Genomic DNA, 19216 nt, shown 5'->3' on the forward strand with positions numbered 1-19216 from the left:
CATTTGCTGTCAAGTGATTATTTTCAGAAGTTTTCAAGGAATCCTTAACAACTTCAACCACTTGCGCTTTCGATCTCTCGTCAGCGGGAGGCGAATTCTACAGCGTTACACGCTGCTGTCAACACCTCTTTTTCAACTTCCTTCGTGCTTCGATGACCTGAAACACTGACTGCCGAAAACTGCGTAACTCGTTGTTTACCAAGGAGTTTTCCGTTTCGACTGCGCCGGAAGTGGGGCGAATTATAGACACATGAAATCTGCCGTCAACTGCTAATTTGGTTTTTCTATAAGAAAGCTGATTACCCGACAAAAGATCGACCAAAAACGGCAACACCAATAAAAGATGCGCAGTATATTGCTCAACCCTCACGACTTGAGCATGATGGTCTACACATTTGCTCATACGACCATTATCAGGACGATTCCTCGCAATGAATGAACAACCCCGCAGCCTCAGCTCGACCTTGTTTCCGGTTGGTCTGCTATTGATAGCCATGGCGTCGATCCAGTCTGGTGCCTCCCTGGCCAAGAGCATGTTCCCGGTGGTTGGCGCACAGGGGACCACCACGCTGCGACTGATCTTCGCCAGTGTGATCATGATTGTGTTGCTACGTCCCTGGAAGGCCAGACTCACTGCCAGGTCGTTGAGAACAGTCGCGATCTACGGCATCGCGCTGGGCGGCATGAATCTGCTCTTCTATATGTCGCTGCAAACTATTCCACTGGGCATCGCGGTGGCACTGGAGTTCACCGGCCCCTTGGCGGTAGCGATCTACGCGTCGCGCAAGGCCATCGACTTTCTCTGGATTGCCCTGGCGATCATTGGCCTGTTGCTGCTGATACCCACAGGAGCAACCAGCGCGAGCATGGACTTGACTGGCGCCGCCTATGCATTGGGCGCCGGTGTGTGCTGGGCACTGTACATTCTCTTTGGGCAGAAGGCGGGTGCAGACAATGGCGTGCAAACCGCAGCACTCGGCGTCATGATCGCCGCACTCTTTGTCAGCCCCTTCGGCATCGCACATGCCGGCGCATCGCTGTTGACTCCCTCGGTGATCCCCGTCGCGCTGGGCGTGGCCATTCTGTCCACTGCCCTGCCCTATACCCTCGAGATGGTTGCCCTCACCCGCATGCCGGCTCGCACTTTCGGCACCTTGATGAGTGTCGAGCCCGCCATCGCTGCCCTCTCCGGCTTGTTGTTCCTGCAGGAATACCTGTCCTTCGCACAATGGATGGCAATCAGCTGCATCATTCTTGCGTCAGTAGGTGCAACGCTGACCATGGGCCGGGAAGCCAAGCCAATTGTGGCGACTGATTGAGAAAGATTCCTACAAAGGTCTGGCATTTAGTCTGCGTTTAAGCCATGTTTAGCCGCCACTCGACGTTAAACATGGACAGTTCGGTCAAGGACTTACACCCCGTACAGCAAAAGCGTAGGCTTTCAGGCTCGGCAGCCAGACCCGAGACCGCAATAGGGAAAGGAATGAAACGATTTTTGGTATTTATAGCTGTACTTGCCATCGCAGGATGCGCCGCAACGTCCAAGACCGAAGTCAAACGCGGCAAGAAAGGCCTGCATATCAATTGCTCAGGCTTGTCGTCCTCCTGGGACCAATGCACCGCAACCGCCGTCAAGGCCTGCGGCCCCAAGGGGTATAAGGTAGTCGCCAAGTCTGGCGACGGCGTCGAGGACCCCGGTGACTACCCCTTCGGCCTGAACCCTGCCGGCTACACCAGTCGCAGCATGATTGTCATCTGTAAGTAACCCTCAAGCTTCGGGCCCGGCGATCTGCCGCCCGATCTCGTTGTAGCTCGATTGCAGCACCTGTTGCTGGACCTGCGGGCTAGCCAACATTCGCGCAACCACCAGTGCTCCCACGCATTGCGACAGAATGGCCCAGGCCAGGCTGTCGCTTTGCAGAATTCGCGCCCAATTCTCCTGCAATCGGCAGATCCACTGCTCGGCCTGCTGGCGAACCTGGGCATCGGCGCGAGCGATCTCCGCCCCCAAGGACGGTAATGCACAGCCAGTCCCAGGCTGTTCGACATGGGCCATGCTCAGATAATGCTTGAGGCAACGCTCCAGCCTGTCTCGGCTCAATTCGCCCTCGCCAGTCAAGCGCGCAAGACTCCCGCTCAACTCACGCTCGACGATCGCCGCGAACAGTTCATCCTTCGACGAAAAGTGACTGTAGAACGCCCCTCCACTGAGACCGATGGCCTTCATCAAACCGTCGACTCCAACCGTCGCGAAGCCTGCGGTCTTGGCTGAGCTCGAACTGCTGTCCAGCAGTTTCTCCCTGGTTTCCAGTTTATGAGTGGCTGTGTAACGCATTGGCTGCTCCCGAACTCCATCGCCTTGACGTAGCCAGGAGCGTAGCATAACGTTCGTTTAGTTAACGACCGTTTACCAAAGAGCGATGACGATGACTACAACGATCAACAACAAGAAAGTGGTACTGGTTGTCGGTGCTGGCGACGCCACCGGTGGTGCGATTGCCCGGCGCTTTGCCCGCGAAGGCCTGGTGGCCTGTGTCACGCGGCGCCGCGCCGACAAGCTTCAACCGCTGGTGGATACGATCAACGCCAGCGGTGGAGAAGCCCACGGTTTTGCCTGTGATGCGCGCAACGAAGAAGAGGTGGTCGCCCTGATCGAACAGATCGAAACCGCGATCGGCCCGATCGAGGCCATGGTGTTCAACATCGGTGCCAACGTCCCCTGCAGCATCCTCGAAGAAACCGCGCGCAAATACTTCAAGATCTGGGAAATGGCCTGCTTCTCGGGCTTCCTCAATGCCCGCGAAGTGGCCAGGCGCATGGTCACCCGCCAACGCGGCAGCATCCTCTTTACCGGGGCCACTGCCGGGCTGCGCGGCGCCTCGGGTTTCGCTGCGTTTGCCGGCGCCAAGCACGGTATCCGCGCACTGGCCCAAAGCATGGCGCGGGAGTTGGGGCCAATGAACATCCATGTCGCCCACGTGGTGGTCGACGGCGCCATCGATACTGACTTCATTCGTCAGAGTTTTCCGGAAAAATACGCCCTCAAGGACCAGGACGGGATTCTCGACCCCGAACATATCGCCGAGAACTACTGGTACCTGCACACTCAGCCACGGGACGCCTGGACCTTCGAACTGGATCTGCGGCCCTGGAATGAACGCTGGTGAGCCTCTCTCCCCCTAATTAAAGAACAGAGGGCGTTGACTATGAGCAAAAGCGTAGAGTTTTTCTTTGACCTTGGCAGTCCGGCGACTTACCTGGCCTACACCCAGCTACCGGGGATCTGCGAACAAACCGACAGCCAGCTGATTTATCGGCCGATGTTACTGGGAGGCGTGTTCAAGGCCACCGGTAACGCCTCGCCCGCGACCATCGCCGCCAAAGGGCGCTATATGTTCCTCGACCTGAGTCGCTACGCCACCCGCTACGGCGTGGCCTTTCGGCTCAACCCGCACTTTCCGATCAACACCCTGCTGCTGATGCGCGCGGTCACCGGCATACAGATGCAGCATCCCGAGCGCTTCCTGGACTTTATCGACTGCCTGTTCCGCGCACTCTGGGTCGACGGCAGGAACCTCAATGATCCGGCTGTGGTGACGGCAGTGCTGGCCGAGCACGGCTTCGATGCGCAGGCGGTGCTGGCCCTGACCGCTGATGAAGCAGTCAAGAATGCCCTCAAGGCGTGCACCGAGGAAGCGATTCAACGAGGAGTGTTTGGCGCGCCGAGCATGTTCGTCGACGACCAGTTGTATTTCGGCCAGGATCGACTGGACTTCGTCCGAGAAGCATTGCGCTAGCGCGCGGCGACGCGCCATTGCCCGCGCAGGCAATGGCGTGTCGTGGTGTCAGATCGCGGCGGTCCGAGTGTTCAACCACTGCAGGGCAGCGCCCTCCAGCAACGGGCTCAGGCGCCGGCGAACTTCGGCATGGTACCCGTTGAACCAGTCGCGCTCGTCCGACGTGAGCAGCGTGGTGTCCAGGCAGCGGGTGTCGATCGGGCACAGAGTCAGGGTTTCGAATTCGAGGAACTCACCAAACTCGCTGCTCCCCGCTTCGCGGTTCAGCACCAGGTTCTCGATCCGCACGCCCCAACGCCCAGGACGATAGGTGCCCGGCTCGATGGAGGTAATCATCCCCGGTTGCATGGCGGTTTGCGGCGCCGGGGCGGCCTGATAGGCAATCACCTGCGGGCCTTCGTGCACATTGAGGAAGTAACCGACCCCATGACCGGTGCCATGCCCGTAGTCGACGCTCTCGGCCCAGAGCGGTGCGCGGGCGATCGAGTCGAGCAAGGGCGACAGGATGCCCCGCGGGAAGCGCGCCCGGGACAAGGCAATCACGCCTTTGAGCACCCGTGTGCAATCGCGCTTCTGCTCCGCGGTCGGCGTGCCGATCGGGACCATCCGGGTGATGTCGGTCGTGCCGCCCAGGTACTGGCCACCGGAGTCGATCAGCAGCAGGCCGTCGCCCTCGATCAGCGCATGTTCCTCTTCTGTCGCGTGGTAATGCGGCATCGCGCCATTGGCGTTGTAGGCGGCAATGGTGTTGAAGCTCAGCGAAACGTAGCCCGGACGTCGGGTCCGCGCTGCCGTCAGGTGCTTGTCGATCGTCAGTTCGGTGATGCGCTCACGGCCCAACGCACCGTCGAGCCAGCTGAAGAATTCGCACAGCGCCGCGCCATCCTGCTCCATGGCCTGGCGGATATGCTCGGCATCGGCCAGGCTTTTCTGCGACTTGGCCAAGGTGCTCGGGTTCAACCCCTCGACCAGGTTCACGCCGCTGCCGACGTGAGCCAGCAACCCGGCAGTGACCCGCGCCGGATCGATGTGCAGGCTTGCACCGCTCGGCACCGCGGCCAATGCCTGCGCCACCTCGGTGTAATCGCGCAGGGTTACACCGTCCTGTTCGAGGACCGCGCGCAACGCCCCATCGACTTTGCTCAAGGCGACAAACAGGGTTGCCTGTTGCTGGCTGATCAGGGCAAAGGACACGAACACCGGGTTGAACGATACGTCAGCGCCGCGCAGGTTGAACAACCAGGCGATGTCGTCGAGTGTGGCAATGAAGTGCCAATCGGCACCGCGCGCTTTCAGGGTTTCGCGCAGTTTGGCGAGTTTTTCACCACGGCTGACCGTGGCCTGTGGCGGTAGATGCTGATAAATCGGCTGATCCGGCAGGCTCGGGCGATCGCTCCAGACTTCGCTCAGCAGATCGATGTCGGTGCGCAAGCGAGCACCGCGCTCCTGCAGCTTGCCGCCCAGGGTGCGCGCCGACGCCACGGCCATCACCGCACCGTCCACCGCGACCACGCCGCCTTCGGGGGTTTGCTCGGCCAGCCAGTTCAGAGGGCCTGGCTGACCGGGTTGCAGCTTGACCAGTTCGATCCCGCTGCCCTTGAGCTCCTTGGTCGCCTGCTCCCAGTACCGACTGTCAGCCCAGACGCCGGCGAAGTCACGGGTGACAATCAGCGTCCCGACCGAACCATGAAAGCCCGACAACCATTGACGTCCCTGCCAGTAGCCCGGCAGGTATTCCGACAGATGCGGATCGGCCGACGGCACCAGCAAAGCATGAATGCCTTCCCGGTTCATCAGTTCGCGGGTTTGCGCCAGGCGCTGGGGAACTGTTCCCTGGGTCAAAGGCTGGGTACTCATCATGTCTCCTGCTAAGCACATCAATAGTGTTATCGGGCGCTGACTCGTGGCCGGCGCGTCAGGGTTGGGGGGTGGCCCAGAACGCCGGTGGGCTGGCGAGTGCGGCCTTGATCAGTTGGGCGACCTGATCGATATCCTGCTCGGTGGTGAAACGTCCCAGGCTCAGGCGGATGGTGCGCCCGGCTGTGCGCGCGTCATGGCCCAGGGCCAAGAGCACATGGGAAGGCGCGTTGCTTGCCGAGTTGCAGGCCGAGGTCGCCGAGAATGCAATGGACGCGCTCAGCGCCTGGGCATTGAACTCGCCCTCCTTGAAGGTCAGGCTCAACGTATGGGGAATGCGCTGGGTGGTGCTGCCATTGAGGCTGAACCCTGCAATGGTGCCGAGTTGTTCAAGCAAGCGGCTGCGCAAGCGGACGATGGTCGCCGCTTCCTCGGCAAAATGTTCCGCCGCCAGAGCAAAAGCCGCGCCCATCGCCGCGATCTGATGGGTGGCCAGGGTGCCCGAGCGCAATCCGCCTTCGTGCCCGCCGCCATGGATTTGCGCCTGCAGGCGCTGCTCCGCACGGGGTCCGACATACAGCGCGCCGATGCCCTTGGGACCGTAGAGCTTGTGGGCGGAAAACGACATCAGGTCCACCGGCCACTCGGCCAGGTTGATCGCCACTTTGCCAGCACCCTGCGCCGCGTCGACGTGGAACAGCGCACCGTGCTCGCGGACTGTCTGACCGATGGCCGGAATATCGTTGAGCGTGCCGAGTTCGTTGTTGACCAGCATCACCGAGACCAGGAAGGTGTCTTCACGCAACGCCTCGCTGACTGCCTGCGCGGTGATCAGGCCATCGGCGTCCGGCAGCAGGTGCGTAACCTCGACACCGGCGTCCTGCAATTGTCGGGCAGTGTCGAGGATGGCCTTGTGTTCGATCTGGCTGGTGACGATGTGACCACCGACCTGGGCACGGGCCTGTGCAACGCCCTTGAGAGCCAGGTTGTTGGATTCGGTGGCGCCGGAGGTCCAGACGATCTGCCGGGCCTGCGCTCCGACCAGCTCGGCCACTTGCTGGCGGGCCAACTCGACTGAACGCCGAGCCTGTTGGCCAAACGCATGGGAACTGGACGCCGGGTTGCCGAAGTTACCGTTGAACCCCAGGCACTCAACCATGACCTGGATCACCCGCTCGTCCACAGGAGTCGTGGCGGCGTAGTCGAAGTAGAGAGGACGCTTGTTCATATATAAGGCTCGCAGAGCAGGTTCCGGGATCAGTGGCATCGAAGGGAATCCACGCCGCGCCACGCTCGAGGTGGCGCGCAAACTAACGCAAGAAACCAGCAATACCTGATCGGATGCAGTTAAAGAAAGACAACTTCATTTAAAAGTGCGTAGGAACGCTCCTGAAGTTGAGCTTAACAGGCATCGCACACCGGGATGAAGCGCTCGTCAGCCAAAGCTCTCGTGCAGCATCGGATACAGCGATGCCACCAACAGCAGCGCCATGCCCCAGTTGAACAAGCGCAGCCAGCGGCGATCGCGCAGGACATTGCGCAGCAAACTGCCACAGACCACCCAGACGCCGACGCTGGGCAGGTTGATCAGGGCAAATACTGCCGCAATCACCATCACATTGGTGAAGTAGCCCTGCAGCGGGGTGTAGGTGCTGATTGCGCCGATGGCCATGATCCAGGCCTTGGGATTGACCCACTGAAAGGCCGCCGCACCGAGGTAACTGATAGGTTTGCCCTGCCCCTCCCCTGAGTCGGAGACCGGCCCGGAATGGGCGATCTTCCACGCCAGGTACAACAGGTAGGCCGCGCCGACGAAGCGCAACACGTTGTACAACACAGGATAGGCCTGAAACACCGCGCCCAGGCCAAAACCGACGGCCAGCACCAGGATGAAAAAGCCGCAGGTGATGCCCAGCATGTGCGGGATGGTTCGGCTGAACCCGAAGTTGACGCCGGAGGCCAGCAACATGGTGTTGTTCGGCCCGGGGGTGATCGATGTCACCAGGGCAAACAGGGCGAAGCCCAGCAGTAAATCGAGGGAGAGGGTCATGGCGCAATTCCGGCAGATGAGTCAGGTATCGACCCTATCCCAGCCGCTGTGCGGCGCCCACGCACAGTTGGAGAAAACTTCGAGCGGTACAGTCGCTCAGCTGGCACGCCCCTGCAACACCAGGCCACGCTCGGCATTCATCTCGCCTTGGCGATCAAAGCCGAAACGGTTGCGCGGCTGGCCGAGCAGTTCGGCTTTTTTCAACTGGTACTCGTCAAAGGACAGTCCGCGACGGTTCAGTGCTTCCAGCGCCAGCTCGCGTTGTTCCTCAGCGGTGTAGGGACGCAGCTCGGGTGCGGGGTGACTGGCGCAACCGGCAAGCACCGAGGCAACCAAGAGTAACGAGAGGGCGAGAAAAGCGTTCATCGGCGAGGTCCTGTGAGCGGTGCTGGGCAATGGACACAGGCTACTCGCGGCCCTCCCGGGAGAAAAATCATCGCGCTCGATAGTCGTTATCGACCTTTTCGTCATCGTCCTCGCCTTCAGCTCACCAGGTTGCAGTGCAAGGCATTGTCCTGGCTGCGCTCGATGCTGCGCAGCACCTGGAAACTGCCAAAGGTCACGCCCTTGGCCTGGTGAGCGCGAATCAGTTGCCAGAAATCCTGTTCGCCGCTCTCGATGCCCTGGAATGCCGCCTCGCCGGCTTCGCGCGATTGCCACTGCAGATAATTGAGTACGCGCCGGCCATCATCGCTGGCCTGCACGCTGGCACTGAGAAAACCCTGGCAGTGCTGCGCCAGGTGCTCGGTCTGCGCCGACAATGCCAGCACCAGGCCGTGCTGCTGATCGGGCTCGACGTCGAATTCGATCAATTGAGTGAAACTGCGATTTTTCTCTAGCGATTGCATGAGGATGCCCCCTGGCGCGTCAGTCGCAACTTGCGAATTGAAGGCTGGCAGGATAAAACCTCCAGTTAAGTCAAGGTCAAGCGGTAACGGTGATGATCAATCAGGAAAACCTGCACAAGGAGTTGAGTGTCGGGCAACTGGCCGAGCGCAGCGGCGTAGCAGTGACCGCCCTGCACTTCTACGAGGCCAAGGGGCTGATCCAGAGCAATCGCAACCAGGGCAACCAGCGCCGTTACCCGCGGGAAGTGTTGCGCCGGGTGGCCTTGATCAAGGTCGCCCAGCGCCTGGGCATTCCCCTGGCGGAAATCGGCGAGGCGCTCAAGTCCCTGCCCAACCATCGCGCGCCGACGGCTGCGGACTGGAAGCTGCTGTCGGAGCAGTGGGGCAACGACCTGGATGAGCGTATCCGCCAACTGACCCTGCTGCGCAGCAAGCTCAACGGCTGCATCGGCTGTGGCTGCCTGTCGATGGAAGCCTGCCCGCTGCGCAACTACGCCGATGTGCTGGGCGAGCAGGGCTCCGGGGCGCAGTTGCTCAAGCCCGAGGCCTGACCCGGGATCTGCGATGGCACCCTAGTGGCAATTTCCGCACCCCGTCGGGCCAATCGTTGCGCGGGAGTGACTGGCCTATAGTGACTCGAACTGTACTCGGCAAAGGACTGCCTCATCCCCCCTCAACAAGGAGAACGGTCATGAGCGTCAAACCCATTCCCGATGATTTTCACTGCATCACCCCCTATCTGGGCATTGCCAAGGCCGCCGAGGCCATCGACTTCTACAAGAAAGCCTTCGGTGCGACCGAAGTCATGCGCCTGACGATGCCGGACGGAACGGTCGGCCACGCCGAATTGCGCATCGGCGGCTTCCCCATCATGCTCGGAACCCCGTGCGATGAGGGCCCCTTGGGCAATCCGAATACATCGCCCTCGGTTGGCTTGCACCTTTATGTCGAGGATGTGGATAAAAGCTACCAACAGGCGATCAATGCCGGCGGCGTCATCGTTTCCGAGGTCAAGGACCAGTTCTACGGCGACCGCTCGGGCACGCTGAAAGATCCCTACGGTCATCTGTGGTTTCTCGCCACCCACAAGGAAGACTTGACCCAGGAGCAGATCGAAAAGCGAGCCGAGGAAATGTTCCAGTCTCAATAATACAATTGCGCTTCTCAAAGCCCGGCCTTGACCCGCAACTGCCGGCCGGCCGGGCTTCCCAGCACCTCGCCACGCCCCTTCCCAGCGCCTGAACAGCCACTTTGAAACATTTAGTTTCAACTTGATGTTCGGGATTTTTGATTCTCATTCGTCTTAACTAGATGCAGCCCGCCGCGTAGGCAAAAGCTACGGCCGGCTTTTTCGGAATCACGGTGCCCCCGCACCGCTCCTCTCATCGAATCAAGACCCTCATTCATGTCGAAGAAATCCCGCTCCAAACTGTGGTTTCTGGTGCACAGCTGGCTGGCATTGCCCATCTGGTTCTTTGTGCTGATCGTCTGCGTCACCGGCACCCTGGCGGTGGTCAGCCAGGAAATTGTCTGGCTGGCCAACCCGGACGTGCGCGCCAGCAAGCCGTCCGATGATGCCGAATTGCTCAGTTACCAGCAGGTGCTGACCGCCATCAACCAGGCTGAGCCGCAAACCATCGTCGAATCCATCAGCCGCTCGGATGAATCCCACTTCGCCCTGACCGCGAGCGTGAGCTATCCGGACGGCCGTTCGGTGTCGGTCTATGTAAATCCCTACACCGGCGTGATCCAGGGCATCAGCCCGGACTTCAACTTCGAAGCCTTCACCCGCGCCTTGCACGGCTGGTGGCTGGTGCCCTTTACCAACGGTTTCAGCTGGGGCTGGTACCTGGTGTCGTTCCTCGGCATTCCCCTGCTGGTGTCACTGATCACCGGCCTGGTGGTGTACAAGAAATTCTGGAAAGGCTTTTTCAAGCCGACGTTGCGCTTCAACCATGGAGCGCGGATTTTCTGGGGTGATTTCCATCGCCTGAGCGGGATCTGGTCGATCTGGTTCATTGCAGTCATTTCCATTACCGGCATCTGGTTCCTGATCGAAGCGCTGCTGTTCGACAACCACATTTCGATCTCCAGCGAGCCGGTGATCCCGGTGGTCGCCCGTGAAAGCGTGCCGGTCTCGGCGGACGGTTCGCCGCCGAAAATCATCGACCTGGACAACGCCATCCTCATCGCCCAGCAGAAAATCCCCGGCCTCGAGGCCAGCTTCGTCAGCCTGCCGAGCAATGCCTACAGCCACTTGAATGTGGGTGGCCGTGGCTGGTACCCGCTGATGTTCCAGACGGCCACCATCAACCCCTACAACGGTGAGATCGATGCCTCGCGCCTGCTGTCGGACCGCACCGGGCTGGAGTTCGTCACTGAATCCATGCGCCCCCTGCACACCGGCGACTTTGGCGGGCTGTGGATCAAAATGATCTGGTTCTTCTTCGGCCTGGTGCTGAGCATGATGGTCCTCAGCGGCCTGCTGATCTGGACCAAGCGCACCGCCCTGGCCACCGCCAATGCCCTGAAACGCAGCAACAAGCCACCCCGTGCGGCCAAGGTTGAACAACCGGTTGCAGCCATGAACAGCAACTCGCCGGAGGGCAACCTGTGAGCAAGGTCAGCGCCGCAGCACCCCAACCGTCACGCCTGAGCCAGCTTTGGCACAAGTATCGTTTTCATATCAACATCCTGCTGCTGTTGATTCCCCTGGGGTTCATGCCCAAGTACTTCGCCGACGTCGCGCTGTTTCGCGGCGACAGCGGCCTGGGCGAGCGTGAAATCGGCGAAATCCAGGTCGGCCCCTGGAGCCTGCAACTGGCTGAGCTGCGCAACGAAGCACCGCTCAACTCCGGGCCGGCGGGCTACATGAAGAGCTTCAACGCAGCGCTGTGCCAGGTCTGTATCAACGAGGTCAAGGCCACCTACCTGCGTATCGGCAAACCCCGCAGCCTGCGCGCCGCCGGGGTGATTTTCTTTGGTTCGCCGTATCGCATGGGCGCGACCCTGCCAATCCCGCCGAAGACCAAGGCCGACGCCGAAATCTGGATCACCATGGAAGGCTGGGACGGCAGCATGCACCAGGCCGCCGTACCGCTCGCCAAAGCTTCCCCCGCCACCCTCGCCTGGCTGAACAAACAAGGAGGCAAACCATGACCGTTGCCCGCCGCAAATCCCCCCTGCGCCTGCTCGGCAGCGCGCTGTTCCTGGCCTTGGGCGCGGGTTTCAGCGCACAGGCGCTGGCCCACAACCCGATGTGCGAGTGCAAGGCGATCGACGCCGAACAGATTCGCTGCACCGGTGGTTTCTCCGATGGCAGCGGCGCGCCGGGGGTGACCCTGGATGTGATCGGCTATGACGAAACCATCCTGGTCCCGGGCAAGCTCGGCGCGGACTCGACCCTGACCTTCAAGAAACCCGGCAGCGAGTTCTACGTGCTGTTCGACGCCGGCCCCGGCCACGTGGTCGAAATCGACCAAGCGGATATCGAGGCCCCATGACGACCCCCACCACCCAGCTCGTGCGCCCGGCCGGTGCCGGCCACGAAACCCTCTATGTCCTGCTGCTGTGCCTGGCGATCCTCGCGGTTGCCGGCTCGGTCGTACTCTGGCGCGGCGAATCCCAGGTGGTCAGCAGCGTCGAAGCCCATCAACTGGATGCCCGCCGCGACCTCAGCGCCGCTGAACAGGGTATTTACGCCGACCTGCGGGTGACCCTCGACGAAATCCAGCTGTTGCGCGAAGAACAACAGGCCTTACCGACCCCGCAAATCCTCGCCGACGAAGGCTTCGCGCCCTTCGCCCAGGACGCCAGCTCGGTCAGCCGTGGCGGCCATGCCTGGCAGTTGCTCAAGAGTGACGCCTACTTCGGCCAGAGCCAGGCCCCGGAAGTGGCCGGCTCGTTCCTGATGCGCCTGAACGCCGAGGGCAAAGCGGAGCCGGACATCTGGCTCAACCGCAGCAAGGACCTGCCCGTCCCCACCGACCTGGCCGACAGCGCGCTGAGCAGCGCAGGCTGGAAGCAGGTCGTCGCCCAATTCGACGCCGGTGTCACCCGTCAGCACAAACACTGATTTGCGCACTCATCCCAGAGAAGACCGCTTGCCCATGTCCAGTTCATCTTCACGTCATCGTTTTTTGCAGCGCCTGTTGATCGGCCTGATGGCCTTGATCGTCGTGCCCCTGGCCAGTGCCGATCAGGCCAAGCGCCTGCGCATCGGTATTACTCTGCACCCGTACTACAGCTACGTGGCCAATATCGTCGGCGACAAGGCGCAAGTGGTGCCGCTGATTCCGGCCGGCTTCAATCCGCACGCCTACGAGCCGCGCGCCGAAGACATCAAGCGCATTGCCGGCCTCGACGTTATTGTGCTCAATGGTGTCGGCCACGATGATTTCGCCGACCGCATGATCGCCGCCAGTGAAACCCCTAACGTCAAGGTGATCGAAGCCAACGAAAACGTGCCGTTGCTGGCCGCCACCGGGATCGCCGCACGGGGCGCTGGCAAAGTGGTCAACCCGCACACTTTCCTGTCGATCAGCGCCTCCATCGCCCAGGTCAACAACATCGCCCGGGAGCTGGGCAAGCTCGACCCGGACAATGCCAAGACCTACACCCAGAACGCCCGCGCCTATGGCAAACGCCTGCGGCAGATGCGCGCCGACGCCCTGGCCAAGCTGACCTCCGCACCCAATGCCGATCTGCGGGTGGCCACGGTTCACGCTGCCTATGACTACCTGTTGCGTGAATTCGGCCTGGAAGTGACCGCCGTGGTCGAACCGGCCCACGGCATCGAGCCGAGCCCGAGCCAGTTGAAGAAAACCATCGACCAACTGCGCGAGCTGGACGTCAAGGTGATCTTCTCGGAGATGGATTTCCCCTCCGCCTATGTCGACACCATCCAGCGTGAATCGGGGGTAAAACTCTACCCGCTGTCGCACATTTCCTACGGCGAATACAGCGCCGAGAAGTATGAAAAGGAAATGACCGGCAACCTCAACACCGTGGTCCGGGCGATTCAGGAGGCCGGCGCATGACCATCCAGCAAACCCTCAGCGTGTCGCTGGCCGGTCCCGCCGTGGAATTCTCCGACGTCAGCCTGACCCTCGGCCGTACGACGATTCTCGACGGCGTCAGCTTCCAGGTTCAGCCCGGCAGCGTGCACGCACTGGTCGGCCCGAATGGCGGCGGCAAGAGCTCGCTGATCAAGACCCTGCTCGGCCAGATGCCCCATCAGGGGCGCCTGAGCCTGCAATGGCCCGGCGAGCCAGGCACTATCGGTTACGTGCCGCAGGCGCTGGAGTTCGATCGAGGACTGCCGATGACCGTCGACGATTTCATGGCCGCCATGTGCCAGCGACGCCCGGCGTTTCTCGGCATCAGCCGCCATTACAGCGCTGCCATCGACGCCGCGCTGGAACGCGTGGGCATGCAGGACAAGCGCAAGCGGCGCATGGGCGCGCTGTCCGGCGGCGAGCGCCAGCGGGTGCTGTTGGCCCAGGGCCTGATTCCGGCGCCGCAATTGCTGGTGCTCGACGAACCGATGTCAGCCCTCGACGAAGCCGGAATCCAGGTGTTCGAGCGCCTGCTCAACGACTGGCGCCAGGCCGGTATCACCGTGCTGTGGATCGAGCACGACCTGGAAGCCATCGGTCGCCTGGCTGATCGCGTCACCGGGCTCAACCGCCGCGTGCTGTTCGACGCCACGCCGCAACAGGCGCTGACCCCGGAACGCCTACTGAGCCTGTTTTCCACCCACCCACGGACCAGCGGGAGCGCGGCGTGATGAGTTACGAAGCCTTTCGTTTGATGATCCAGGGCTGGGCCTCTTCCGGCTATCTGCCCGAAGCACTGGCCTACGGTTTTGTGGTCAATGCCCTGCTCGCCGGCCTGCTGATCGGCCCGGTCCTTGGCGGATTGGGCACGCTGGTGGTGGTCAAGCGCTTCGCATTTTTCTCCGAGGCCGTCGGTCACGCGGCACTCACCGGCGTCGCCATCGGCATTTTGCTCGGCGAACCCTACACCGGCCCTTACGGCAGCCTGTTCGGCTACTGCCTGTTGTTCGGCATCCTGCTCAACTACCTGCGCAACCGCACCGGCCTGGCCCCGGACACTCTGATCGGAGTCTTTCTCTCGGTATCGCTGGCGATGGGCGCCAGCCTGCTGTTGATCCTTGCCGGCAAGATCAACGTGCACATTCTCGAGAACGTGCTGTTCGGCTCGGTACTGACGGTCAATGGCAATGACTTGCTGGTATTGGCCATCGTCGGCTCGCTGGTGATGGGCCTGAGCCTGCCGCTGTACAACCGGATCATGCTCGCCAGTTTCAACCCGCAACTGGCGGCAGTCCGCGGTGTGGCGGTGAAAACCCTGGATTACCTGTTCGTGATCCTGGTGACGCTGATCACCGTGGCCGCGGTAAAAGTCATCGGCGCGATCCTGGTCGGCGCGCTACTGGTGATCCCGGCCGCTGCCGCGCGCCTGTTAAGCCAGTCGCTGAAGGGCTTCTTCTGGTGCTCGGTGTTAATCGCAACCATCAGCACTCTGTGCGGGATTCTCGCGCCCATCGTCTTCGACCTGCCGATCCCGTCCGGGGCGGCAATCATTCTGGTGGCCGGCATGGCCTTCGCCCTCGCGGCCATCGCACGCGGCGTGGTCCCCAGCCTCAAAGGGAATATTGGATAAATGACTTTCTCCATGCGCCAACTGACTCTGGCCCTCGCCCTCTGCGGCCTGGCCAGCAGCACCTGCGCCACCGACCGCTCCGAACCGACGCGCGTGGTGGCCAGCAACGGTAACGGCAACACTGCGATGCAAAGCGCCACCTCCAACCACAAGGTGCGGGTACTGGCTTCGTTGCCGATCACCTACGGCCTCGCCCAGAACCTGGTCGCGGGCACCGATATCAGCCTGGAACGGGCTGCACCGGCCAATTTGCCGGGCTCGCGACAAGCGTCCTACTTCACCGGGCGCGGTGCTCCCGCCTTGCACAAGCTCGCATTGGACGCCGACGCGGTGATCGGCCTGCGCTCGCTATGGGCCGACGATCCGCTGTACCCCAATGCCCGCCGCAGCAACATTCGCATCGTCGAAATCGACGCAGCGCGCCCGGTGGATGGCGCGCTGCCTGGGGTCGCCCTGCAACCGGGCAAGAGTGACGGCCTGAACAGCCAACCCTGGATGAGCAGCAACAACCTGGGGCGCATGGCCGACGTGATCGCCGCCGACCTGGTGCGCCTGGTGCCCGCGGCCAAGCCGAAGATCGACAGCAACCTGGCGACCCTCAAGCAACGCCTGCTGAAACTCAGCGCCGACAGCGAGACGAAGCTGGCCGATGCCGACAACCTCAGCGTGTTCAGCCTCAGCGACCACTTCGACTATCTGATCAGCGGGCTGAATCTCGAGTCCATAGGTGTCGATGCCCGCGCCGACAACGAATGGACGCCCGGGGCCCAGCAGCAGTTGAGCGCCAGCCTCAAGGACAACGATGTGGCGTTGGTCCTGCACCATCGCCAGCCGTCGGAGGCGCTGAAGGCTGCAATTACGGCGGCAGGCAGTCAGTTGCTGGTGCTGAGCACCGATGGCGACGACCCACTGGCCGAGCTCTCGGGCAACATCGACCAGCTGTTGAACGCGTTGCTGCAGAAGTCCTGAGGCCGCTTACAAAATCCCTCAGGAATCGCCGAGGAACCCGATGCTAGTCTGCCCGCCTACCTCTCAGGGTCTTCACCATGAGTGACTACATCAAGCACAACAAGGCCAACTGGGACGACCGCGCGCCGCTGCATGCGGCTTCCGCGGATTACGCGGTGCAGGCGTTTATCGACGACCAGCGCTTTCTCTCCGACGTCGTGCGGTTCGACCTGCCATTGCTCGGCGACATCGCCGGTTTGCGCGGGATCCACCTGCAATGCCATATCGGCACCGACACCCTGTCGCTGGCGCGCCTGGGCGCGCAAATGAGCGGCCTGGATTTCTCCAGCGCCAGCCTGCACCAGGCCGCTGAGCTGGCCAGGCGCTGCGACACGACCATTGACTACATCGAAGCGGAAATCGACACCGTGCCCCAGGTGCTGCCGGCCGGCGGCTTCGATCTGGTCTACACCGGCATCGGCGCCTTGTGCTGGCTACCGAGCATCGACCGCTGGGCGCGTACCGTGAGCCATCTGCTCAAGCCCGGCGGACGGTTGTTCATTCGCGAAGGCCATCCGATGCTGTGGACCGTTAACGAGAGCCGCCAGGACCTGCTGTCCGTCGAGCAACCCTACTTCGAACGCGAGACGCCGCTGGCCTGGGATGACCCCGGCACTTACGTCGAAACCGACCAGGTACTGACGGCCACCCTGTCCCACGAATGGAACCACGGCATGGGTGAGATCATCAGCGCACTGCTCAACCACGGCCTGGAAATAACCGGCCTGGTGGAACACCAGAGCATTCCCTGGGACGCCCTGCCGGGGCAGATGGAGTGCGACGCCCGGGGTGAGTACCGACTCAAGCAGGCACCGTGGCGCCTGCCATTGAGCTACACCTTGCAGGCCATCAAGCGGCGGGGCTGAGGCGCAGCACCCTGCCTTGGGTCAAGGCCCTGCAGATTCGCGGGACTTCAGGCCTGCAACGGCATGGTCAGCTCGACCCGCAGCCCGTCCGGTCGACTGTCAAAGTGCAGCACACAGCCACAGCGCTGGACAATCGCCTGGACAATCGCCAGGCCCAGCCCGCAGCCGCTGCTGGTGCTGTTGCGCCAGAAACGTTGGGTCAGGTGTTGCAGGTCATCATCGGCAATCCCCGGACCGTGGTCGCGAACCTGGAAACGCACGCGATTGCCGATGGTTTCCAGGCTGAGTTCCACCGCGGCGTCGCCGGGGGTGTGACGCAGGGCGTTGTCCAGCAGGTTGCGCAAGGCGGCAATCGCCAACACCGCCGGCATTTGCAGCGGAGCCTGTGAACAACTTGCCGGCAGGTGCAGCTTGATCCGCGAACGATCACCGCTGGACGCGTCCTGGATCGCCAGGCGCGCCACCTGCTCGGCGTTGCACTGCACGCCGTCGTCGAACGACAGGCTGCCTTCGACCCGGGCCAACAGCAGCAGTTGTTCCAGGGTCCGGTGCAGGCGGTCGGCGCCCTCTTCGGCGCGGGCCAGGGACTGATCGCGAGCAGCACCGTCGGTCATGCGCGCGACTTGCAGGTGGGTCTTGATCGCGGTCAGCGGGCTGCGCAACTCGTGGGCGGCGTCGCCGGTCAACCGACGCTCACGCTCGATGGTCCTGCCGATCCGCTGGAACAGCTGGTTCTGGGTTTCCAGCAAAGGCTGCAATTCGCTGGGCAGTGGCTGCACCTGCAGCGGTTCGAGCGAATCGGCACTGCGCCGCATCAGCGCATCGCGCATGCGGTTGAGCGGGGCCAGGCCCTGGCCGATCCCCAGCCACAACAGGCACAGGCAGCCCAGCAAGGCCACGCCCACCGGCACCGAGGCCGTAAGCAGGACCGACATGTTCAGCGCTTCGCGTTCCACCTGGCGGTCGGCGGTGGTGATGCGCAGGTCATCGCGCACCAGGGTGAAACTGCGCCAGCGAACTCCGTCGATCATCTGGTCGTGAAAGCCGATTTTTTCCGCTTCCAGGGTCTGTTCGGGGGTGGTATGGCTGCGAGCGAGAATTTCGCCGCGCAAGGAACTGACCTGGCAGGCCATGCCGCCCGGAACGGTCAACTGCTCGGCGCTGAAATGGGTGCCGTCGCCCTTGCTCGGCAGGCTCGGCAGTTGCTCCAGCAGCCCGGCAACCATCCGTGCCGAGGCCACCAGGCGCTGGTCGAGGGAAAACATCATCTGGTTGCGCAGGTCGCTGAGCATCCAGGCGGCCGCCAGGGCCCAGATCATCGCAAAGGCCGCGCCGAGCGTCAGGCTCAGGCGCAAACGCAAACTCATCATTTTGGCGGCTCGGGGCCGTCGGCCGGGCCCAGGCGATAACCGAGGCCGCGCACCGTCTCGACGATGCCGTTGCCGAGTTTGCGCCGCAGGTGGTGGATGTGCACGTTGAGGGCGTTACTCTCCAACTCATCGTTGAAGCCGTACACGCTGTCCTTCAATTGCTCGCTGGACAGCACTCGCCCACGGTTGTGCAGCAAGGCTTGCAGTAGTGATTGCTCGCGCCGGGACAGATCCACCGGCTGCCCGGCCAGCACGGTTTCGCGACTGCTCGGGTCATAGGTCAGTGCACCATGCTCGATCAGGTTGACGCTGCGCCCGGCCACCCGGCGCAACAGGGTGTGCAGGCGCGCAGCCAGTTCGCGCAAGTCGAAAGGTTTGAGCAGGTAGTCGTCGGCGCCGGCTTGCAGGCCGTCGACCCGATCGGTTACCGAATCGCGCGCAGTGAGAATCAGCACCGGGATCTCCAGGCCCTGATGACGCAATTGCTGCAGCAACTTGAGGCCATCTTCATCGGGCAGCCCGAGGTCCAGCACCATCACGTCGAACTCAGCGACCTTGAGCATGGCCCGCGCAGCCGATGCCGTGGCCACGTGCTCCACGGTCAAGCCCTGGGCACTGAGTCCGGCTACAATGCCGCTGGCGATCAGCTCATCATCTTCACAGACAAGTACGTGCATGGTGAGACCTGTTGAAAAAGGGTGATTAAGACAACTGCCGATTAAGCGGACATTAT

24 protein-coding genes are annotated in these 19216 nt (G+C 62.1%); 15 read left to right on the plus strand and 9 right to left on the minus strand.

Annotation, left to right across the window (positions count from 1 at the left end; all coding sequences use genetic code 11):
* Positions 1-118 precede the first annotated feature (118 nt).
* Positions 119-496 carry a hypothetical protein gene (locus tag ACZYR5_RS00005; RefSeq protein WP_489088488.1) on the minus strand — a complete coding sequence of 126 codons (378 nt, stop codon included), beginning with the start codon at positions 494-496 and terminating at the stop codon, positions 119-121.
* Here ACZYR5_RS00005 and rhtA point away from each other — a divergent pair.
* Both rhtA and ACZYR5_RS00015 read left to right on the plus strand, forming a co-directional pair.
* Positions 432-1319 (plus strand): threonine/homoserine exporter RhtA, encoded by an 888-nt coding sequence (rhtA, locus tag ACZYR5_RS00010; RefSeq protein WP_489088465.1) that lies wholly within the window; start codon positions 432-434, stop codon positions 1317-1319. The two genes, ACZYR5_RS00005 and rhtA, sit on opposite strands and share 65 nt — an antisense overlap.
* A 164-nt stretch (positions 1320-1483) precedes the next feature.
* Positions 1484-1765: a hypothetical protein gene (locus tag ACZYR5_RS00015; protein WP_489088464.1), complete on the plus strand. Its 282-nt coding sequence runs from the start codon at positions 1484-1486 to the stop codon at positions 1763-1765.
* Positions 1766-1768: 3 nt separating this feature from the next.
* On the opposite strand, the gene ACZYR5_RS00020 is transcribed toward ACZYR5_RS00015, so the two are convergent.
* A complete protein-coding gene (locus ACZYR5_RS00020) occupies positions 1769-2335 on the minus strand; it encodes a TetR/AcrR family transcriptional regulator (RefSeq protein ID WP_489088463.1) in 567 nt (188 codons plus the stop codon).
* Positions 2336-2426: 91 nt separating this feature from the next.
* On the opposite strand from ACZYR5_RS00020, the gene ACZYR5_RS00025 reads away from it, so the two are divergent.
* Together ACZYR5_RS00025 and ACZYR5_RS00030 are read left to right on the plus strand one after the other, a co-directional pair.
* Positions 2427-3167 carry an SDR family oxidoreductase gene (locus ACZYR5_RS00025; RefSeq protein ID WP_489088462.1) on the plus strand — a complete coding sequence of 247 codons (741 nt, stop codon included), beginning with the start codon at positions 2427-2429 and terminating at the stop codon, positions 3165-3167.
* A gap of 39 nt (positions 3168-3206) precedes the next feature.
* Positions 3207-3797: a 2-hydroxychromene-2-carboxylate isomerase gene (locus ACZYR5_RS00030; protein ID WP_489088461.1), complete on the plus strand. Its 591-nt coding sequence runs from the start codon at positions 3207-3209 to the stop codon at positions 3795-3797.
* Positions 3798-3845: 48 nt separating this feature from the next.
* On the opposite strand, the gene ACZYR5_RS00035 is transcribed toward ACZYR5_RS00030, so the two are convergent.
* The 5 genes from ACZYR5_RS00035 to ACZYR5_RS00055 form a co-directional block, all read right to left on the minus strand.
* Positions 3846-5654, minus strand: a complete 1809-nt coding sequence (locus ACZYR5_RS00035) for an aminopeptidase P family protein (protein ID WP_489088460.1) — start codon at positions 5652-5654, stop codon at positions 3846-3848.
* 58 nt (positions 5655-5712) lie between these two features.
* Positions 5713-6882 carry an aminotransferase class V-fold PLP-dependent enzyme gene (locus ACZYR5_RS00040; RefSeq protein WP_489088459.1) on the minus strand — a complete coding sequence of 390 codons (1170 nt, stop codon included), beginning with the start codon at positions 6880-6882 and terminating at the stop codon, positions 5713-5715.
* Between the two features lie 207 nt (positions 6883-7089).
* Entirely contained in the window at positions 7090-7704 is a 615-nt protein-coding gene (locus ACZYR5_RS00045) for a LysE family translocator (protein ID WP_489088458.1), read from the minus strand.
* Positions 7705-7800: 96 nt separating this feature from the next.
* A complete protein-coding gene (locus ACZYR5_RS00050; RefSeq protein WP_489088457.1) occupies positions 7801-8070 on the minus strand; it encodes a hypothetical protein in 270 nt (89 codons plus the stop codon).
* A gap of 116 nt (positions 8071-8186) precedes the next feature.
* A complete protein-coding gene (locus ACZYR5_RS00055) occupies positions 8187-8552 on the minus strand; it encodes an antibiotic biosynthesis monooxygenase (protein ID WP_489088456.1) in 366 nt (121 codons plus the stop codon).
* 92 nt (positions 8553-8644) lie between these two features.
* Between ACZYR5_RS00055 and soxR the strand changes: the two genes are divergently transcribed.
* The 11 genes from soxR to ACZYR5_RS00110 all read left to right on the plus strand — a co-directional run bounded on the left by soxR (position 8645) and on the right by ACZYR5_RS00110 (position 17113).
* Positions 8645-9103, plus strand: a complete 459-nt coding sequence (gene soxR, locus ACZYR5_RS00060; protein WP_489088455.1) for a redox-sensitive transcriptional activator SoxR — start codon at positions 8645-8647, stop codon at positions 9101-9103.
* 140 nt (positions 9104-9243) lie between these two features.
* On the plus strand, positions 9244-9702 hold the full coding sequence (locus ACZYR5_RS00065) for a VOC family protein (RefSeq protein ID WP_489088454.1): 459 nt from the start codon (positions 9244-9246) through the stop codon (positions 9700-9702).
* A gap of 255 nt (positions 9703-9957) precedes the next feature.
* Positions 9958-11169: a PepSY-associated TM helix domain-containing protein gene (locus tag ACZYR5_RS00070; RefSeq protein ID WP_489088453.1), complete on the plus strand. Its 1212-nt coding sequence runs from the start codon at positions 9958-9960 to the stop codon at positions 11167-11169.
* A complete protein-coding gene (locus ACZYR5_RS00075; protein WP_489088452.1) occupies positions 11166-11711 on the plus strand; it encodes a thiamine pyrophosphate-binding protein in 546 nt (181 codons plus the stop codon). The genes ACZYR5_RS00070 and ACZYR5_RS00075 overlap by 4 nt, the downstream gene beginning before the upstream one ends.
* Positions 11708-12055, plus strand: a complete 348-nt coding sequence (locus tag ACZYR5_RS00080; RefSeq protein ID WP_489088451.1) for a hypothetical protein — start codon at positions 11708-11710, stop codon at positions 12053-12055. Before ACZYR5_RS00075 ends, ACZYR5_RS00080 begins: the two co-directional genes overlap by 4 nt.
* Complete coding sequence (locus ACZYR5_RS00085) at positions 12052-12627, plus strand: DUF6162 family protein (RefSeq protein ID WP_489088450.1); 576 nt, start codon at positions 12052-12054, stop codon at positions 12625-12627. Before ACZYR5_RS00080 ends, ACZYR5_RS00085 begins: the two co-directional genes overlap by 4 nt.
* A gap of 34 nt (positions 12628-12661) precedes the next feature.
* Entirely contained in the window at positions 12662-13591 is a 930-nt protein-coding gene (locus ACZYR5_RS00090) for a metal ABC transporter substrate-binding protein (RefSeq protein ID WP_489088449.1), read from the plus strand.
* Positions 13588-14340 (plus strand): metal ABC transporter ATP-binding protein, encoded by a 753-nt coding sequence (locus ACZYR5_RS00095; protein WP_489088448.1) that lies wholly within the window; start codon positions 13588-13590, stop codon positions 14338-14340. The genes ACZYR5_RS00090 and ACZYR5_RS00095 overlap by 4 nt, the downstream gene beginning before the upstream one ends.
* Positions 14340-15239 carry a metal ABC transporter permease gene (locus ACZYR5_RS00100; RefSeq protein ID WP_027620228.1) on the plus strand — a complete coding sequence of 300 codons (900 nt, stop codon included), beginning with the start codon at positions 14340-14342 and terminating at the stop codon, positions 15237-15239. The genes ACZYR5_RS00095 and ACZYR5_RS00100 overlap by 1 nt, the downstream gene beginning before the upstream one ends.
* The gene (locus tag ACZYR5_RS00105; protein ID WP_489088447.1) at positions 15240-16208 is read left to right on the plus strand and encodes a metal ABC transporter substrate-binding protein; all 969 of its coding nucleotides are present in this window, start codon (positions 15240-15242) and stop codon (positions 16206-16208) included.
* 77 nt (positions 16209-16285) lie between these two features.
* Positions 16286-17113 carry a class I SAM-dependent methyltransferase gene (locus tag ACZYR5_RS00110; protein WP_489088446.1) on the plus strand — a complete coding sequence of 276 codons (828 nt, stop codon included), beginning with the start codon at positions 16286-16288 and terminating at the stop codon, positions 17111-17113.
* 47 nt (positions 17114-17160) lie between these two features.
* Here the strand turns inward: ACZYR5_RS00110 and ACZYR5_RS00115 are convergent, their stop codons facing one another.
* Both ACZYR5_RS00115 and ACZYR5_RS00120 read right to left on the minus strand, forming a co-directional pair.
* Entirely contained in the window at positions 17161-18483 is a 1323-nt protein-coding gene (locus ACZYR5_RS00115) for an ATP-binding protein (protein ID WP_489088445.1), read from the minus strand.
* Positions 18480-19160 (minus strand): response regulator, encoded by a 681-nt coding sequence (locus ACZYR5_RS00120; protein WP_489088444.1) that lies wholly within the window; start codon positions 19158-19160, stop codon positions 18480-18482. The genes ACZYR5_RS00115 and ACZYR5_RS00120 overlap by 4 nt, the downstream gene beginning before the upstream one ends.
* Positions 19161-19216: the final 56 nt, after the last annotated feature.

Source organism: Pseudomonas sp. F007, assembly GCF_057814275.1.

Bases quoted from the DNA above. Each gene is read 5' to 3' on its own strand.
- rhtA (WP_489088465.1), top strand. From the start codon at position 432: ATGAATGAACAACCCCGCAGCCTCAGCTCGACCTTGTTTCCGGTTGGT.
- ACZYR5_RS00005 (WP_489088488.1), bottom strand. From the start codon at position 496: ATGGCTATCAATAGCAGACCAACCGGAAACAAGGTCGAGCTGAGGCTG.
- ACZYR5_RS00055 (WP_489088456.1), bottom strand. From the start codon at position 8,552: ATGCAATCGCTAGAGAAAAATCGCAGTTTCACTCAATTGATCGAATTC.
- ACZYR5_RS00040 (WP_489088459.1), bottom strand. From the start codon at position 6,882: ATGAACAAGCGTCCTCTCTACTTCGACTACGCCGCCACGACTCCTGTG.
- ACZYR5_RS00080 (WP_489088451.1), top strand. From the start codon at position 11,708: ATGACCGTTGCCCGCCGCAAATCCCCCCTGCGCCTGCTCGGCAGCGCG.
- ACZYR5_RS00025 (WP_489088462.1), top strand. From the start codon at position 2,427: ATGACTACAACGATCAACAACAAGAAAGTGGTACTGGTTGTCGGTGCT.
- ACZYR5_RS00045 (WP_489088458.1), bottom strand. From the start codon at position 7,704: ATGACCCTCTCCCTCGATTTACTGCTGGGCTTCGCCCTGTTTGCCCTG.
- soxR (WP_489088455.1), top strand. From the start codon at position 8,645: ATGATCAATCAGGAAAACCTGCACAAGGAGTTGAGTGTCGGGCAACTG.
- ACZYR5_RS00100 (WP_027620228.1), top strand. From the start codon at position 14,340: ATGAGTTACGAAGCCTTTCGTTTGATGATCCAGGGCTGGGCCTCTTCC.
- ACZYR5_RS00030 (WP_489088461.1), top strand. From the start codon at position 3,207: ATGAGCAAAAGCGTAGAGTTTTTCTTTGACCTTGGCAGTCCGGCGACT.
- ACZYR5_RS00095 (WP_489088448.1), top strand. From the start codon at position 13,588: ATGACCATCCAGCAAACCCTCAGCGTGTCGCTGGCCGGTCCCGCCGTG.
- ACZYR5_RS00090 (WP_489088449.1), top strand. From the start codon at position 12,662: ATGTCCAGTTCATCTTCACGTCATCGTTTTTTGCAGCGCCTGTTGATC.
- ACZYR5_RS00085 (WP_489088450.1), top strand. From the start codon at position 12,052: ATGACGACCCCCACCACCCAGCTCGTGCGCCCGGCCGGTGCCGGCCAC.
- ACZYR5_RS00120 (WP_489088444.1), bottom strand. From the start codon at position 19,160: ATGCACGTACTTGTCTGTGAAGATGATGAGCTGATCGCCAGCGGCATT.
- ACZYR5_RS00050 (WP_489088457.1), bottom strand. From the start codon at position 8,070: ATGAACGCTTTTCTCGCCCTCTCGTTACTCTTGGTTGCCTCGGTGCTT.
- ACZYR5_RS00065 (WP_489088454.1), top strand. From the start codon at position 9,244: ATGAGCGTCAAACCCATTCCCGATGATTTTCACTGCATCACCCCCTAT.
- ACZYR5_RS00015 (WP_489088464.1), top strand. From the start codon at position 1,484: ATGAAACGATTTTTGGTATTTATAGCTGTACTTGCCATCGCAGGATGC.
- ACZYR5_RS00105 (WP_489088447.1), top strand. From the start codon at position 15,240: ATGACTTTCTCCATGCGCCAACTGACTCTGGCCCTCGCCCTCTGCGGC.
- ACZYR5_RS00110 (WP_489088446.1), top strand. From the start codon at position 16,286: ATGAGTGACTACATCAAGCACAACAAGGCCAACTGGGACGACCGCGCG.
- ACZYR5_RS00020 (WP_489088463.1), bottom strand. From the start codon at position 2,335: ATGCGTTACACAGCCACTCATAAACTGGAAACCAGGGAGAAACTGCTG.
- ACZYR5_RS00070 (WP_489088453.1), top strand. From the start codon at position 9,958: ATGTCGAAGAAATCCCGCTCCAAACTGTGGTTTCTGGTGCACAGCTGG.
- ACZYR5_RS00115 (WP_489088445.1), bottom strand. From the start codon at position 18,483: ATGATGAGTTTGCGTTTGCGCCTGAGCCTGACGCTCGGCGCGGCCTTT.
- ACZYR5_RS00035 (WP_489088460.1), bottom strand. From the start codon at position 5,654: ATGAGTACCCAGCCTTTGACCCAGGGAACAGTTCCCCAGCGCCTGGCG.